Below are 15,969 nucleotides of genomic sequence, written 5' to 3' on the forward strand. Positions count from 1 at the left end.
GACTTTTATGCCATTTTCTGCTTTCTACTCCCATACTTCCGCATAGAAGGCGGCAAGCTCCGGCACTTTGATGAAGTAGCGGAAACGCTCCTTCTGCACCACGTTGTTCGTCACGTTGAACTCGAAGTCGGTCGTCTTCTTGGCAAAGATAGCCGCCCAAGCGTCAAAGCAACGAATATCCTGCCGTTCCAGTTCCTTAGGGCGAAGGTACTTGAAGAGCAGGTACAGCTCCGTCAGCGAGTTGCTGATGGTCGTACCGGACAGGAACGTAGCCCCCAAGTCCTTGCCCGTGCGTTCCTGTATGGTACGTATGGCAAAGAGCATGTTCAGGGCTTTCTGGCTTCCTTCCGAGTTTCCCAATCCCGCCACACGGTCGTGCCGCGTGTTGAAAGTCAGGTTCTTGAATTGATGGCTCTCGTCAATGAAGATATGGTCGATGCCCATCTGCTTGAAGTCCACCACATCATCCGTGCGCGATTGGATGGCATGTTCCACCTTCTCCAACTTCGCTTCAAGGTTGTGCTTGCGCTTTTCCAGCCCTTTCAGCATCGCCCTCGACACGTTCTTGCCCTGTTGCCGCAGGACTTCGAGATTTTCCTCCACCGTGTCAAGCTCCGCTTGCAGGATGCGCTGCTGCAACTCCGGCGACTGCGGAATCTTGCCGAACTGGTCGTGCGACATGATGACGCAATCGTAGTCGTTGTTCTTGATGTTGTTGAAGAAACGCACGCGGTTGGCGGTCGAGAAGTCCTTCTCCGAGGCATAGAGAATCCGCGCGTTGGGATATGCCGCCTGATAGGTGGCGGCAATCTCCGCGACATTGGCTTTCAGCCCGATAATCATCGGTTTGTGCGCCAAGTTCAGGCGCTTCATCTCATGCGCTGCAATACACATTATCAGCGTTTTACCGGTTCCCACCTCGTGGTCACAAATGCCACCGCCATTCTGTTTGAGCATCCAGACGCAATCCATCTGTGACGGATAGACGCTCTTGATACCCCGGCTTGCCAGCCCTTTGAGGTTGAGGTCGGGAAATGTCTGGTGAGAGCCGTCATACTTTGGGCGCACGAAACAGTTGAACTTGCGGTTGTACATCGTCGTCAGCCGTTCCTTGAACTGCGGCGACTGCTCTTCCAGCCATTCCGAGAACCCGTTGCGGATTTCATCAATCTTGGCGTTGGCGAGCTGTATGCCCTCGCTGTCACGCACCTTGATGTCATTGCCATGCTCGTCCTTACCGATGGATTTCATCATGTCCGGGCAGGTGTTGTGCAGGGCGTGTTTCAACAGGTGCATGCCGTCATAGTTCCGGTAATAGCCCTTCACTAAAAACTCGTCCGTGATTTTCATGGTGCGGCAGCCGCACGCCACCGAAAACTCATCCATGCTTGCGGAGTAGGCGATTTTCACGTCCGTGTCGAAAAGATGGCTCATATAGGCGGCATACACGCCCGTCGGAATCCAGCGTTCCCCGAAATTGAAGTCGAGGTCCTCAAAGGCGATGCGCGGCGGCTCGGCTTCTTTCAGAGCCTCCAACGCCTGCTTCACTTCCGGCATACGTCCGTTTTCGGGGTTGTCGCCCATCCATGCCTCGATGCGCTCCGCCTTTTCTATCACATTCCCGGCGATGAACCTGTCCTTTATCTCGTAACCGGTTACGAGCGGGTTGTAGAAGATGCGTCCTTTGAGGGCGTCAAGCAATCCCTCCTCCGTGCTGTCGGTTATCTCCCGCATATAGTCGAGATTGACCGTGCCGAACTTGTTGAGCGACGCGGAGAGTGCCTCTTCGGGAGAGCTTACGTTGGCATGGCTCTCCACAGAGAAGGAAACGGGACGCTCGAAAATGTCCGCCTTGACGAACCTGCCGTCCTCCGCCCGTTCCAGCGAAAGGATGTCGCGTCCGGCGACATCCATCATCAACAGTTTCACGTTATGCTTGGCATTGAGGTTGCCGTAGCGCATGACAAACTCATCGTAGCAGGTGTTCAACGCTCCGCGTTGCGCAGACCCTTCATCGTGATACTCCGCCTCGTAGCGGTAAAGCCGCTCGTATGCGTCACGGAGTGACACATACAACATCGCTTTCTCCTTCTGGTAGCCGGTCAGGTCAAGCGGTTGGAATGTCGCGCCGTAAGGCGTGAGGCCCTTCAAATAACCGAGATTGCGTGAAGCATCCAGTACCATAGAGCCGTCACGGTAGTGCGGCTCCAGCATACCGTTGAACGGACGGGGAGAAAGGTCGAGAGGTTCCTCCTTCGGCTTTTCCGTTTCAAATTCAGGGAAAAGGGAAGTTGTTGTCTCACTTGCGTTATTGTCCGTAACGGGAACGGTTGCGACTTCCGTCTGTGCTTCGGGGCGTTTTGTCGCTTCCTTTTCCGGCATGTCAATGGCGGGAGCGGCTTTCACCGCCGTCCCGTCCACCCGTTGCTTCTCCTGATGCTGTGCCGCCAGCCTGCGAAGTTCCTTGCGTCGCTCCGGCGTGAGGTCCATCATCATTTCATAGAAACCGTTGATGGGCGGATTGGTGTCCCAATCCAAAGAGGCGTAAATATCATCCAGATCGCCTTTGGCTGCGAAACTCACCGGCTTTGTTTCATGGCTGTCCCTCTTCTCCGTCAGTGGTGCAACAGACGGCTGTGGCGGTGCAGTCGTAACCTTCGGCGTAACCTGCGCCTGCGGTTTGGGAGGCATACGCCTTGCCGGGCTTTCCTTTTTCGCCGTCTTTTTCTTCTTGGCGGGGGCTTCCTGCTTGCGTACTTCCTCGGTCATGCCCCAGAGGTCGAGCAGGGAGAGCTGCACGCCCTCCGAATAATCGGGGCGGCGCGGCTCTATCTCCGACTTTTCTTCCTCCGGCTGCGGTGTTGCCGCTTCGGGCTTCGCTGCCATTTCATGACGTGGCTGTATCTCAGGAGTGACAACCGGTGTGGAAATGGTTTCTGTTACCGTGCTTTTCCCCTGTGCCGGATGCAGGCTGTGCATTTCATACAGCTTTTTGTCCAACTTATACAGCTCAATATCCATATGTTCCCGCAAATCCTCCGCCATTTGCCCGATGCCGTCCCGGTGCATGACTTTATAGGCTGGTTTCCCGTAAGGGTCTGTGCCGCTTATCAGATCCGAGTGGGGAATCATGCCGATGCTGCCGACATACCCGTTCTGGAAACTGCCTATCGGTGTCTTTTCCGTCTGCACGAACAACTCTTCATAATCGTACAGCTCCCGTTTCTTGCCGCTGTTCTTTTGCAGGATAATCAGGTCGCTGCCCACTTCCGTACCCGCGTTGTCCGTGAAGAGGTTGTTCGGCAGGCGTGCGACTCCCACCAGATTGGCATTACGCATCATATACTCGCGTATGGGCGCGTTGGACGGTGCGTCCAGTACCCCTTGAGAGGTGATGAACGCCACGATGCCGCCCTCACGCACCGCGTCAAGGCTTTTCAGGAAAAAGTAGTTGTGTATTGCCTTCGGTGCGGAACGCCTTGCCGGGTCTTGGCTTCCTGTAAATTCCGGGTCGAACACAGCCACGTCGCCGAACGGGATGTTCGAGATGGCAAGGTCGAAATAGTCCGTGCAGGGCTTCTCTATCTTCTCGAATCCCTGCACCCTTACCTTTTGGTCGGGATGCAGGTGTCCCAATATCTTGCCCGTCATCAGGTCTTTCTCGAAAGCCATGATGTCCGCGTCCGGCTTGTTTTCCAGCACGGCATCCACGAATGCGCCCACGCCCGCCGACGGCTCCAGCACACGGTCGGGACGTATGCCGTGTTCATGCAGAGCCTCCGCAATCGTGCCGGTTATCTCCGGCGGGGTGTAGAAAGCGGTCAGCACGGACTGCTTCATGGCATCCACGTACCGCTTGTACTCCGTATCGTCCTTGCTGTTTTCACGCACCAGCCTGTGCAGTTCTACCGTAGGGGTAAACAGTTCGAGGTCCGATTTCGCCCAATGCACGGCATCCGTCAGTTCCTTTGCAGGATTCAGTATGCACTTCAACCCGCCGAAACCGCAATACTTCCGAAGTATGGCTTGTTCCTCGGCGGTTGCCGTCCTCCGTTCCCTGTCAAGGATGAATGCCGTCCGTATCGCCTCGATGTTGTCCCGCAGCCGTTGTTTGCGGTTAAACGCCATATTCCCCGATATAAAGGACGGCGGCTCCCGTCAGCTCCGTGTAGAGCAGGTCGTATTCGGGCGACAGGGCGAAATTGTCGTCCGAAAGGTCATAGGCGGAGAATACGTTGCCGACCGGCGGCAGCAACTTTCGGATGAAGGCTTCGCGTTTCTTTCCCGGCACTTCGTCGGCAAACTCGTTTTCCACGACTTCGCGGAGGATGGCGTACTTGGAATAGCGAAGCCCCCGCAGGAGCGTGTCCATCGCCAACTCCTGCGCCCCTTCGGGCGGATAGCCTTCGAGCCGCGCACGCTCATACGTTTCGGCGGCACGGTCGGCACGCTCCCGGATGAAGGCATCGTCGGAAGCCTGTTCAAACCTGTTCGTGCGGAGGTAGTCCAGCAGGTACAGACCGTAATAGGAAAAGTCGGTCTGACCCTCGTTTTTCTTCTTGTTGTTCATTACTTTGGAATTTAGTGGATTGATAATGACGGGGATAGTCGTCTGAAAAGGAGAAAGAAAAGGCACTCGGTATCCCTCCGAGTGCCACCACTAAATCCAAAGTATGAGTGTAATCCGGTATCGAAGAACAATTCATTACTCTGAACAAGTGGCAAAGGTAGTGCAAATCGAAGACAATACGAAATAAACCCGTTTATTTCTATTGTTGAGGTGCAGCCTACTTTCTCAAAAGTTAATACTATTTCTTCCGTCCTGAAAATTTCCTGCTCGTGTTCCTTTCGGGGAACACGAAAGTCGTGTTATAGTCCCCGTCAAAGGCGACTATGGCGTCGAAGCTCTTGCCCTGCTTGCTCTTGAAGCCTTTGAGCAGCTTCGTATGCCCGTCGGTGAGCAGGTCTTTGATCTCGTCATCGGAAAGGGTGCGGTTCGCTTTCAGGCGGAACACGGGCAGCCCGCACTCCGCGTTGTCGCAGCGTACCACCTTGCCGTAGAACTGCATGCTGCCCGTCCCGCACTTGGGACACTTGCAGCCGGAATCCCTGCGGGCGAACAGTTTGTCGCACGAGAGCAGTTCGGAGGTGATTTCGCGTGTGTACGCCTCTATCTCCCTGCGGAAGGTTTCGGCGGGCATTTCCCCGCGCTCGATGCGTGCCAGATTCTTCTCCCATTCGCCCGTCATGGTTACGTCGGCGATGCGCATCGTCTTCACGACCGAATAGAGGGCAAGCCCTTTTTCAGTCGGCACAAGCGATTTCTTGCAGCGTTCCATGTAGCCGCGCTTGAAGAGCGTTTCGATAATCGCCGCACGGGTGGCGGGCGTGCCGATGCCGCAGTCCTTCAACGCCTGACGGAGTGCATCGTCCTCTATGTCCTTGCCCGCCGTTTCCATTGCCGACAACAGTGTCGCTTCTGTATGCAGCGGCTTGGGTTTGGTCTTTCCCTCCGTGATGGAGCAGCCTTTCAGCGTCAGCGTGTCGCCTTCCCGCCAATCGGGGATGGAGGTTTCTTCCTTGTCCTCCACGCTATAGACGGCACGCCATCCGGCTTGCCTGATGACGCTGCCTTTCACCGTGAACTCCACTCCGGCACACTCCGCCGTGACGGTGGCGGTGTCCTTGACGCATTTTTCGGAGAAAGCCTCGATCATGCGTCCGGCAACCATCTGATAGACGGTGCTGTCCTCTTTGGAGAGGAATAGTGGCTTCTCGCCCGTGACGAGCAGGGCGTGGTGGTCCGTCACCTTGCCGCCGTCCACGCTTCTGCGTGTCGGGACGCATTTCGGCTGCACCTTGCCTTTCCATTCGGGCAAAGCCCCGATGAAGGCGAGCAGCTTGGGGATTTCGGCGAACACGTCTTCGGGTATGTAGCGGCTTCCGGTTCGCGGATAGGTGATGAGCTTCTTCTCGTAAAGCTTCTGCGCGATTTCAAGCGTCTGTTCCGCCGTGAAGCCGTGCTTGGCGTTGGCTTCCTTCTGGAGCGTCGTCAGGTCGTACAGCAGCGGTGTTTCCTCCGTCTTCTCCTTGCGTTCGGCTTTCGTGACGGTGGCTGTGCCTGCCGACTTCACCTTATTATATAGTTCCGTCGCAGGCTCTTTCTCTTTCCACTTTTCGGAAGAGGAAAACTTCACCGTTCCTTCATCGCAGCCGTCCGTTGCGATATGGAGCTGCCAGAAGGCTTCGGGCGTGAAGCGGCGGTTCTCCCAATAGCGTGCGCACACCATCGCCAACGTGGGTGTCTGCACCCGCCCGATGGAGTACGTGCCGTGTCCGGCGGCGATGGAGAGTGCCTGCGTGCCGTTGATGCCCACGAGCCAGTCTGATTCGCTCCGCGCTTTGGCGGCAAGATAGAGGTTGTCGTATTTGCCGCCCGCTTCGAGGTTGCGCAGTCCCTCGCGGATAGCCTTGTCGGTAAGCGAGCTTATCCAGAGGCGGACGAACGGGGTGGTGCATCCGGTATAATGGTAGAGGTAGCGGAAGATAAGCTCACCCTCGCGCCCTGCATCGGTCGCCACGATGATCTGTTCGCTTTCCTTGAATAGCCGGGCAACGGTCTTGATCTGCGCCACCACGCCGCTGTCGGGCTTGTAGCCCTTCTCCGTCTTTACCTGACGGGGGACGAGCGTGAAGGTGTCGGGAATGACGGGCAGATTGTCACGGACGAAACCGCGTATGCCGTAGCCGTCGGGCATGGCAAGCTGCACAAGGTGTCCGAACGCCCAAGTCACGGCGTAGCCGCCTCCCTCGAAATATCCTTCCTCTCTCTTTGTCGCGCCCACGATACGGGCGATCTCACGTGCCACAGACGGCTTTTCTGCAATGATTGTCTTCATATTCTTCTGTCGTTTTGAATTTTACAAATGTTACTTCGGATTTAGTGGCGGACACGGGATTACATCTTCATGCCCTTGTTGTTTCTTTTCTGCTGCTGTTGCTGTGCGGTGTCCTTCGGGGCGGTCTGTCCCTTCCGCAACGGCTCTTTCAGGTTCTTGGTAGCCTCGTTGGTCTTGCCCTCGCTGTTCACCGCCACCTGCGTGCGGCTCTCGTTGGAAGGGGCGACCTTCTGCGCGTTGTCGGGGTTGGTGTCGTAGCGGTACGGGCGTCCCTTCTCCGGGTTGAACTTGATGTACATCGTGGCGTGGAAGCCCTGCTTGTCGGTCACGTTCTCTAATTTCACGGCTTTGCCAGCCACGTAGTCGGCTTTCTGCTGTTCGGTGAAGTCCACGCCGCTCCATTTGCTGATGGGGCGGATGCTGCCGTCGGCGTTCGTCCACGTGTTGCGGCGTTGCTCCTTGTTCGTGCCTCCGGCATTCTCCGTACCCTGCGCCTGTCCCTGTGCGGGGGTGTTCTTCGTTTCCTGCGTCCGGGCGGTACGGGGCGACCTGCCGGTTCCCGGCACGAACTCCACGCCGCGCTGCTCCACGTTCACTTGCAGGGTGGTGACGAACTTCCTGCCGTCCTTGCGCTCGATGAGCTTGTCGCGCACGGGCAGCCCGGCACGCAGCATGTCCTGCTCCTGCTTGGTGATTTCCGTCTTGCCGATGCGTTCCGGTATGCGCACCTTGTTCGTCGGGACATCCGTGATTTCGTTCGTCTTGCGGTCAATACTGACGAACGAGGGGATGATCTCGCCCGTTTCCCTGTCCACGAGGTCCACGACCCTGCCGAGGTTGCCTGTTTCGCGCAGGTTCTTCCGGTCGTCGTCGGAGAACTTGTGTTCCTTGTACTCGTCGAGCTTCTGCTCCTTGCGGATGAAGTGCGGCACAAGGCTGACATTGCCCTCGCCGTCCTTCTTGAAGGAGAGGCGGGCGTCCAGCTCGAAAGCCTCTCCGCCGAAATTGGGCGACACCCTCACCAAGTCGGACTTGCCGTAGTTGAGCATTCTGTTAAGGTCGCCCGACTTTTCAAGGTCGTCGCGCTTCACGCCCCATTTCTCCTCCAACTCCTGCCAGTTGATCTTGCTCTCGTCGATGGGCTGGTAGCCCCGGTTGCCCTGCGTCTGCTGCGGGCTTTCCTGATTCTGTTCGTTTTTCTGTTCCATCTCTTCCTGTTTTTTAGGTTCGTCATCTTGTTTCTGTTCCGGTTGTTCCTGCTTTTCGGCGGACTGCTCCTCCTGTACTTTCTTTTCGTAGCCGGAGGTGTCCACCTTGTGGGGCGCAAGCAGTTCCTTGTTGCCGTCGGGGTCTTTCAGCAAGTCCTTGATAACCTCCAGCAGCTTGTCGGCTTGGTCCGCCGCGACACGGTAGAAACCGAAGCGGCTGGGTTCCTTGCACTGCCGGAAGAAGTTCTTGAAGAAGTTGTCCAGCACGTCGCCGTGCCGGTCGAATTGCAGGAAACTCTGCGCGTTCTCCGCTTTCGCGGGGATGCGCTTGGGGGAGCCGTCGGCGTTCAGCCCGGCTACCACGCTGATTTCGCCCGTCTTCTCGTCACGGACAACCAGCACGTCCTTTTCGTCTTTTTTCTTTGCCATCTGAAAAATGTTTTAATGGTTATTTTTGAAAGAAATTATGGATACGGGCCTTGTAGAAGGCTATATCTTCCTTGCGGAAGTCCTTTACATGTTCGGAGAGGAACGTCAGCACGTCCGCCTCGCTGTAATAGGTCTTTTTGCCGAGCGTCTTGTAAGGCAGCGCGCCGATGCTGCGGTAGCGTTGCAGGGTGCGCTTGCTGATTTGGAGCAGCATGCACAGGTCTTGGTTGTCGAAAAGCCTGATCCCGTTCATCGGGTTCGGGGCTTTGCCGGACGGCTGCATGGAGAGCAGCATCTCGTCCTGACGGTCGAGCCGTTCCATCACCTTCTGCATCCAGTTCTCGAAATTGTTGCGGGTAAGCAGTTCCATGTCCTACGTCCTCCTTCCTTTGGGTCTGCCGCCCGTGCGCAGCGTGTGGTTGCGTTTCAGCTGTTCCGGTGTCGCGGCTTCGCCCGTGACGGTGCTGTCTTCGAGCAGGCGGTCTATTTCAGACTGCCGGTAGCGGCACTTGCCGCGCAGCACGACATAGGCGATGCGCTGTTCGCTGCGCATGCGCTGGAGGGTGCGGCAACTCACGTTCAGCAGGTGCGCCGCCTCGCGGGTGGTGAGCAGCCTGTCGGGGGATTCTTCCTTCCTACCGCCGGAAACGGCACGCACGTGTGCCGCTATCTCGGCTATCTGTTCCGTCAATGCGGTGAAGGCGGAACTTTCCATCGTTATCACTTTCATATTCAGTCCTTTCTTTTGGTTTATTTGCATGAACATAGGCTGCGCCTCGGCATACCGTTCAAGCGAGCTTGACGTGCTGCGCTCGGCTTGCGCTATGTTTCTGCGACAAAATTCGGCAATAAACCAAAGGGGCTTTAACAGCTCACTACGTGGCTCACGTAAGATTTTTACGGATAATGGCTCCGTAACCCGGACAGACGACGCAACAAGCTGCCTTTTAGTGGGAAACGGCACGTGTTCAAGGCGGCTTCGTTACCTTTGCGGCAAACTCTGAAATGTTTTGCTTATGGAAATAGTATCTATCGAGAAAAAGACCTTCGAGATGATGGTGGCGTCCTTCAACGCCCTCGCGGAGAAGGTAGCCGCCCTGAGGCGCAGGAGCGACGGCGGGCGGATGGAAAGGTGGCTCACGGGCGAGGAGGTCTGCGGGCAGTTGAGGATCAGCCCGCGCACGTTGCAGACCTTGCGTGACAGGCGGCTTATCGGCTACTCGCAGATTAACCGCAGGTTCTATTACAAGCCGGAGGAGGTCAAAAAGCTCATTCCGCTTGTCGGCACGCTCTATCCCTGCGGGAAATGATTTGATTTTTATTATTCACAACCCACTGAATCCGAAATGATGATGAACGAGAACAATGAAGTGTTTACAATGGAGGACGAGCCGCTTGCCTCCGTCGTGCAGAACATGCGCAAAGGCTCGAAATGGCTCTCCGCCTTTCTGGAAAGTTACCGCCCGCCGTTGGACGGGGAACGTTACCTGACGGACAGGGAGGTGGCGGAACTGCTCCGTGTCAGCCGCCGCACCTTGCAGGAGTACCGCAACAACAGGGTGCTGCCCTTTATCCTTTTGGGAGGGAAGGTGCTTTACCCCGAATCGGGGTTGCGTGAGCTGCTGGAGGCGAACTACCGCAAGCCGATGGAATAAGGCGGCTGCATGAAAAAAAAGGAAACGGGCAACTCCTTCACGGGGCTGTCCGTTTCCTTTTTATTCTTATTATTATATGTCTTCTGCGTTTTCAGCAATACCCGGCTTTTCCGTTCTGTATGAACATCACGTATGCCTGCCGCTTTTCCTTCGAGAGTGCTTTCTCTACCAGCCACGTGCGGAACACGTGTGCATGGTAGGTGTTCAGCCGGAAGGCAACGGGGATGATGATTTCAAGCGAGTAAACATCCGCGTGCAGCCCGTTTTCAAGCCGCATGTAGCGGCACACCTCGTAGTCGTTCAGCACGTCCGGCTTGCGGACGGCTCTGATGGCGGCGTTCACAGCCGGGACGCCCGTGTGGAACAGTCCGGCGATTTCTGTGGCGGTCATCCATATCTCGTTACCGGTTACGCTGACCGTGTTGTCCTCTATGATGATGGTTCCTCGTGTCATGGCTTCTCTGTTTTTAGATGGTGCAACATGAAAATTCCTCGATGCCGTTCAACCTTGCGGCAAGGTTCTCCATGTCTTGGTTGAGCTTCTCTTTGGTGATTTTCGCGTATATCTGCGTCGTCTTTATGCTCTTGTGTCCCAGCATGGAACTCACCGTTTCGATGGGTACGCCGTTGGAGAGGAACACCGTCGTGGCTGCCGTGTGGCGGCTCTGATGCCACGTGATATGCTTGGTGATACCGCAACGCTTGGCGACGGAACGGATTCCGGCAAGGCACGTGTTGTAGTGGGGAACGGGGAAAATCCTGCCGTTCCCGCACAGACCCCGGTATTTGTCGATGATGCGCTTTGCGATGTCGAGCAGGCGGATATTGGACACCACGCCCGTCTTCTGGCGGTTGATGTTTATCCACTCGTGTTCGTCGAAGTAGGTATGGATGTTCTCTTCCGTCAGGTTGCGCATGTCGGCGAACGACAAGCCCGTGAAGGCGCAGAACAGGTAGAGGTCGCGGTAAAGCTCCTGCTTGGCGTTTTTCAGCCTGCCCTCCATCAGCAGCCGGATTTCCTCTTTCGTCAGGAAACTGCGTGTCGTTTCCTCCTTCTTGATTTCATACTCCCGGAACGGGTCGCGTGTGAGCCACTCGTTGTTGATGGCGATGAACACCATCGTCCGCAAGGGGCAGACATACAGCCACACGGTATTGGTGCAGCAGTGCTTGTCCGTGCGTAGGAACATCTCGAAGTCGGAGATGAAAGCGGGCGTAAGCTCTTTCAGCGCGATGTCCTTCACGCGGTAGCGGATGGTGAGGAATTCTTGCAGGTGCTTGTAAACGGTCTTGTACTTCAGGAGCGTGCCTTTGGCTTTCATGCCAGCCTCCACCTGTTTCTCGTAGTCCTCGTTGTGCTGGCGGAACACCTGCATCAGCGTGTGGTAGCGGTGTTCCAGTCCGAGAAAGGCGTTCTTGACCTTCTCCGCCGTGACGAAATTGTCACGCTCCATGATTTCCTGATAATGTCTGTTGATGCGCACACGCATCTTGTCGAGCATGCGGTTCGTTTCGAGTGCCGCCGTGCTTCTGCCCGTGACACGTCCCCCTTTGGTGTCCCACAGCTTGGGATCGACGGTCAGTTTGCAACTGAACTGCGTCTGGCTGCCGTCCACCGTGATGCGTCCCATGACGGGTACTGTCCCGTCCTTTTTCACTACCTGACGTTTGAGGTAGTAGATTACTGAAAATGTACTCTTCATCGTCCTTAATTTTTTTAGGTTCAAAATTAGTCGGTGAAGAGTCCGTCGCCGGTACGCAAAACGGGGAGGAACGGCGCAATCTTTTTCCGTAACCGGATTTGTTGCGTGGGTTGTCAATAACTCACTAATCCTTAACGCCTTGTTTCGTTATCCGTGTCCGTTTGTCGCCTTTTCGGGCATGGTTACGGACAAGTAACGTAGCGGCGTCCTGATTTGGCTTTAGGGGTGATTGCGATGGCTTCACGAATAATCGGAAGCACAACTGAAACCCTTGTAACTCAATTCTATCACTATATCTTTCCGCATTTCACTTTTTTGTAGTAACTTTGTCTTCATAACTTAATTCTTTAAACCGTATAGATAAAATGAAAAGACTAGCATTACTCGCGTCTCTCTTACTGCCGCTATCCATGGCTTTCGCCCAACAGAACGTAGGATTCAAGACCGATAAGGTAGAACCTCTCGTGATCAACCCAGACAATAGCGTCACTTTCTATGTAGAAGCCCCAAAGGCGAAGTCTGTTTCCGTAAAAGGCGACTGGGAAGCCAGCGAGGGCAATGGCCAGATGACGAAAGGGAAAAACGGTACATGGAGCTATACGACTCCCCCACTGCCATCCGAAATGTACACCTATCGTTTAAATATAGATGGTATTTACAACATCGCCCCAAACAACCCATTCTCTTGCCGTGACGTAGGCACCTTGTTCAGCCTGTTCTATATCAACGGGGGAAATGGGGATTATTATCAAGTACGTGACGTACCTCATGGTAATGTTACAACCACTTGGTATCACTCGGATATCCTCGGGAGCGAACGAAGACTTAGCGTTTATACGCCTCCTTTTTACGATAAGAACATCCAGTCTTATCCCGTTCTGTACCTGTTACATGGCAGTGGCGGCGACGAGAACGCTTGGCTGGAGCTTGGCCGTACCGCCCGTATCATGGATAACTTGATTGCCGAAGGCAAGATACAGCCAATGCTTGTCGTTATGCCAAACGGTAATCCCAGCAAGCAGGCCGCTCCCGGCGAGACGCCCGATAACCTGAATTACAAGCCAGCCATGAGCAACAGCTTCCCCGGTTATAAGGATGGCTCGTACGAGAAGAGTTTCACCGAGATCATTCATTTCATCGATAACCGTTACCGTACGATCCCGGATAAGCGACACCGGGCCATAGCCGGACTTTCGATGGGTGGTTTCCATACATTATATATATCATTGAATTATCCGGACTATTTTAACTATATAGGACTTTTCTCCGCCGGACTCAGCGCCAATGGTGTAGACCCCAATAGCCCGATGTACACGAATCTCGACGAGAAGTTAGGAAACCTCAAGAGATCCGGTTATCAATTGTTCTGGATCGGTATCGGAAAGGACGATTTCCTGTACGACGCAAACCAGCAATTCCGCCAGCGAATGGATAGCCTAGGTATGAAATACCAGTACGTAGAATCCACCCGAGGGCATATCTGGGCCAATTGGCGGGCTTATCTCCTCCAATTCGCTCCTATGCTTTTCAAATAAAAAACATGAGCAGATGAATCATAATATACCGCAATACGACTTCTATAAACACAAATACGGCGATGAGCTACTTATCGACGTCGTTCCCTTGAACACGATCAAGAAGTATCTCAAGGAACAACCCGTACATATATTGACGTATTACGATATAACATTGATCACTAGCGGGGAGGGAGAATTCCTTATCGATCATCAAGCGAACCGGGTAAAGCCTCAAGATATTATCTTTACCCGGCCCGGCGAAATACGTAAATGGGACGATAAAACGATACAAGACGGATTCGCTCTTATCTTTGAGGAAGAGTTCCTGCTCTCTTTTTTCAATGATCCGGCATTTCTCCGGAACCTCTCTTATTTCCATACGGAAAGACGGTCTTCCAAGCTCAGTCTCGACAAGAAAGCCTATGGCCGCATCTCCGAGTTGATCTCGGAGATCGATAAAGAGATCAAGGACTATCAGTCGAAAGACAAACACTTGCTCCGGGCCTTGTTGTACGAGACATTAATGTTGCTCAACAGGCTATACGCTAGCTCGAACGCTTTACCTCCAGACACAAACGCCCGATCTAAAAGCATCTATGTAGACCGATTTATCGAGTTAGTAAACCATTCCTTCAAGCAAGATCATTCCATCCGGAGCTATGCCGATCGGCTTTGCATCACCCCGAACTATCTGAATGAGATCGTGAAAAACGCTACGGGTATCAGCGCAAAACAATATATCTTAAATAAAATACTGATCGAGAGTAAACGGCTATTGACTTATACAGACTTGCCTATATCCGCCATAACGGAAGCTCTAGGTTACGAGGATCCATCCTATTTCATCCGTCTATTTCGTTCCCAAACAAACATGACCCCGCTAAACTATCGCAGGAATACAAAACCGTAAAAAGTACTATTTCCTCCTTTATACGTATTATACGAACTCCATTCGGTATGTCTAATTTTGCCTCTATCAATAAATAAAGCATCATGAGACAATACAAATCATGGATAGCGGCTCTCATATTAGGAAGCACGTTATCCGCTAACGCACAACAAAAGAATATGGAGAACAAAACATTAAACGAGAACATCCCGGAGATAATCATCTCCCTTGAAAAAGAGGCCCTAGCCTCGACCGACCCGATGGCATTCGTAGAGCTTTCAGACACCGACGTGATTTACTTCGATCCTTCCCTAGAGACGAAAATAGAGGGATTGGAACAACTGCGCACTTATTATAAAGGTATGAAACTTCCTCCGGCGGATCATTTCGACATGATCCGCCCGATCGTACAAGTCACACAAAACATAGCGGTCCTCACGTTCAACCTTGATAGCTACTTATCCGACAAGGTAATAAAATGGAACTGCACCGAGGTTTACAGACGCAATCCCGACAACCAATGGAAGATCATACAAACCCACTGGTCTTACGTGAAACCGCTAGATTAAAGTTAAAACATTTGCCGCTTTCTGAACCAAAACGGTTCGCAAAATGTATTATATAGACTATTCACTAAACACAAATTATATGATACGGAATTTACTGAAAGCGGCAAATGCGCTTACATTTAGCACGATGTTCCTGTTACTCCTCGCCGGATGCAACAAGAACACGATTATTTTTGAGGATGGAACAACCCCAAACGGCTCTTCGGGAAACGAGGACCCGGGAAACAGTACGTTGGTGACCTTCAACGCCTCCGTGGAGGGCCGGAACCTATTACGCTCCATGTCTCCCATGAATAAAGGGATACAAAGCAGGGTTTATGTCTTCGACAGCAACGCCGGAACCAAGGGAAGCCCCGAGGCGTCAGGTCTTTACATAACCTCATCTCCCGGGGTGTTAACAGGAAGTGACGGATATAAAATGTTTCTCTCCAATGGCACTTATAATTTCTACGCCGTATCCGACAATTTCTCCACGATCCCCCCGACATTCACGAGTGGCGTATCCGAACCCCTCTTCAACGGTATCGATTATCTTTGGTGGAGCGCCATACAACAGGATGTAAATAGCTCCCAAATCAATATACCGATTGTTTATGGGCATGTGGCTACCCAAGTCGTAGTAGAATTAACCGGCGGTGAAGGCATCACGATCAACCAACTGGTCTCCGCCATGATCACTCCTCCTGTGGTTGGGGCTACCATGGATCTGGGCACAGGTGTCATCACTCCTGCTACCGCCTTCGGAAAAGCGGATAAGATGGGCATAAACGGATTAACCGCCCAATATATCATGTTGCCGATAAGACATACGGCTCCTATGACTCTCACGCTGGAAATATCCGCCGACAATGAAAACAGTACCCGCACCTATACCACCCAGATCCCTCTTCCGGATGGCGAGTTGAAAGCGGGAAACTCTTATTTATTTAAAGCGGTAATCAACGGTAATTCGGTCACTTTGGCCAGTGTCAACGTAAAAGACTGGACAGATGTGGACGAGACAGGAAAGCCCCTTTATCCGACCCAGAATTAAAGTCCGGTTCCTATTTTCCGTATCAATGAATATTGGTACGGAAAATATGCCTATATTTACCCCGTCA

The 15,969-nt window shown here is 53.5% G+C and carries 13 protein-coding genes and 1 pseudogene; 6 read left to right on the forward strand and 8 right to left on the reverse strand.

Features of this window, described 5'->3' with window-relative positions; all coding sequences use genetic code 11:
* Positions 1-33: 33 nt before the first annotated feature.
* From NBH07_RS06845 to NBH07_RS06870, 6 genes and pseudogenes are all read right to left on the reverse strand, one after another.
* Positions 34-4,128 (reverse strand): annotated as a pseudogene (locus tag NBH07_RS06845) (helicase-like domain-containing protein); the annotation flags it as partial.
* Positions 4,118-4,570: a DUF1896 domain-containing protein gene (locus NBH07_RS06850; protein ID WP_007366531.1), complete on the reverse strand. Its 453-nt coding sequence runs from the start codon at positions 4,568-4,570 to the stop codon at positions 4,118-4,120. The pseudogene NBH07_RS06845 and the gene NBH07_RS06850, both read right to left, overlap by 11 nt.
* A 238-nt stretch (positions 4,571-4,808) precedes the next feature.
* On the reverse strand, positions 4,809-6,899 hold the full coding sequence (locus tag NBH07_RS06855) for a type IA DNA topoisomerase (RefSeq protein WP_007366532.1): 2,091 nt from the start codon (positions 6,897-6,899) through the stop codon (positions 4,809-4,811).
* A gap of 59 nt (positions 6,900-6,958) precedes the next feature.
* A complete protein-coding gene (locus tag NBH07_RS06860; RefSeq protein WP_007366533.1) occupies positions 6,959-8,536 on the reverse strand; it encodes a DUF3945 domain-containing protein in 1,578 nt (525 codons plus the stop codon).
* 19 nt (positions 8,537-8,555) lie between these two features.
* Complete coding sequence (locus NBH07_RS06865) at positions 8,556-8,906, reverse strand: helix-turn-helix domain-containing protein (RefSeq protein WP_007366534.1); 351 nt, start codon at positions 8,904-8,906, stop codon at positions 8,556-8,558.
* A gap of 3 nt (positions 8,907-8,909) precedes the next feature.
* Positions 8,910-9,302 (reverse strand): helix-turn-helix domain-containing protein, encoded by a 393-nt coding sequence (locus NBH07_RS06870; protein ID WP_014224631.1) that lies wholly within the window; start codon positions 9,300-9,302, stop codon positions 8,910-8,912.
* Positions 9,303-9,552: 250 nt separating this feature from the next.
* On the opposite strand from NBH07_RS06870, the gene NBH07_RS06875 reads away from it, so the two are divergent.
* A complete protein-coding gene (locus NBH07_RS06875; protein WP_007366536.1) occupies positions 9,553-9,846 on the forward strand; it encodes a helix-turn-helix domain-containing protein in 294 nt (97 codons plus the stop codon).
* A gap of 39 nt (positions 9,847-9,885) precedes the next feature.
* Entirely contained in the window at positions 9,886-10,191 is a 306-nt protein-coding gene (locus NBH07_RS06880; RefSeq protein WP_014224629.1) for a helix-turn-helix domain-containing protein, read from the forward strand.
* A 91-nt stretch (positions 10,192-10,282) separates the two neighbouring features.
* On the opposite strand, the gene NBH07_RS06885 is transcribed toward NBH07_RS06880, so the two are convergent.
* Positions 10,283-10,645 carry a virulence RhuM family protein gene (locus NBH07_RS06885; protein ID WP_007366538.1) on the reverse strand — a complete coding sequence of 121 codons (363 nt, stop codon included), beginning with the start codon at positions 10,643-10,645 and terminating at the stop codon, positions 10,283-10,285.
* 13 nt (positions 10,646-10,658) lie between these two features.
* Positions 10,659-11,894 carry a site-specific integrase gene (locus NBH07_RS06890; RefSeq protein WP_007366539.1) on the reverse strand — a complete coding sequence of 412 codons (1,236 nt, stop codon included), beginning with the start codon at positions 11,892-11,894 and terminating at the stop codon, positions 10,659-10,661.
* Between the two features lie 365 nt (positions 11,895-12,259).
* On the opposite strand from NBH07_RS06890, the gene NBH07_RS06895 reads away from it, so the two are divergent.
* From NBH07_RS06895 to NBH07_RS06910, 4 genes are all read left to right on the forward strand, one after another.
* Complete coding sequence (locus NBH07_RS06895) at positions 12,260-13,429, forward strand: esterase (protein WP_156682428.1); 1,170 nt, start codon at positions 12,260-12,262, stop codon at positions 13,427-13,429.
* 13 nt (positions 13,430-13,442) lie between these two features.
* Positions 13,443-14,321: an AraC family transcriptional regulator gene (locus NBH07_RS06900; RefSeq protein WP_009018144.1), complete on the forward strand. Its 879-nt coding sequence runs from the start codon at positions 13,443-13,445 to the stop codon at positions 14,319-14,321.
* An 83-nt stretch (positions 14,322-14,404) separates the two neighbouring features.
* Entirely contained in the window at positions 14,405-14,869 is a 465-nt protein-coding gene (locus NBH07_RS06905) for a YybH family protein (RefSeq protein ID WP_009018143.1), read from the forward strand.
* Between the two features lie 43 nt (positions 14,870-14,912).
* The gene (locus tag NBH07_RS06910) at positions 14,913-15,902 is read left to right on the forward strand and encodes a fimbrillin family protein (protein ID WP_009018142.1); all 990 of its coding nucleotides are present in this window, start codon (positions 14,913-14,915) and stop codon (positions 15,900-15,902) included.
* Positions 15,903-15,969 lie beyond the last annotated feature (67 nt).

This window comes from Parabacteroides sp. B2-S-102, from assembly GCF_023656665.1.
Classification (GTDB): domain Bacteria; phylum Bacteroidota; class Bacteroidia; order Bacteroidales; family Tannerellaceae; genus Parabacteroides; species Parabacteroides distasonis.

Bases quoted from the DNA above. Each gene is read 5' to 3' on its own strand.
- NBH07_RS06850 (WP_007366531.1), bottom strand. From the start codon at position 4,570: ATGAACAACAAGAAGAAAAACGAGGGTCAGACCGACTTTTCCTATTAC.
- NBH07_RS06855 (WP_007366532.1), bottom strand. From the start codon at position 6,899: ATGAAGACAATCATTGCAGAAAAGCCGTCTGTGGCACGTGAGATCGCC.
- NBH07_RS06860 (WP_007366533.1), bottom strand. From the start codon at position 8,536: ATGGCAAAGAAAAAAGACGAAAAGGACGTGCTGGTTGTCCGTGACGAG.
- NBH07_RS06865 (WP_007366534.1), bottom strand. From the start codon at position 8,906: ATGGAACTGCTTACCCGCAACAATTTCGAGAACTGGATGCAGAAGGTG.
- NBH07_RS06870 (WP_014224631.1), bottom strand. From the start codon at position 9,302: ATGTTCATGCAAATAAACCAAAAGAAAGGACTGAATATGAAAGTGATA.
- NBH07_RS06875 (WP_007366536.1), top strand. From the start codon at position 9,553: ATGGAAATAGTATCTATCGAGAAAAAGACCTTCGAGATGATGGTGGCG.
- NBH07_RS06880 (WP_014224629.1), top strand. From the start codon at position 9,886: ATGATGAACGAGAACAATGAAGTGTTTACAATGGAGGACGAGCCGCTT.
- NBH07_RS06885 (WP_007366538.1), bottom strand. From the start codon at position 10,645: ATGACACGAGGAACCATCATCATAGAGGACAACACGGTCAGCGTAACC.
- NBH07_RS06890 (WP_007366539.1), bottom strand. From the start codon at position 11,894: ATGAAGAGTACATTTTCAGTAATCTACTACCTCAAACGTCAGGTAGTG.
- NBH07_RS06895 (WP_156682428.1), top strand. From the start codon at position 12,260: ATGAAAAGACTAGCATTACTCGCGTCTCTCTTACTGCCGCTATCCATG.
- NBH07_RS06900 (WP_009018144.1), top strand. From the start codon at position 13,443: ATGAATCATAATATACCGCAATACGACTTCTATAAACACAAATACGGC.
- NBH07_RS06905 (WP_009018143.1), top strand. From the start codon at position 14,405: ATGAGACAATACAAATCATGGATAGCGGCTCTCATATTAGGAAGCACG.
- NBH07_RS06910 (WP_009018142.1), top strand. From the start codon at position 14,913: ATGTATTATATAGACTATTCACTAAACACAAATTATATGATACGGAAT.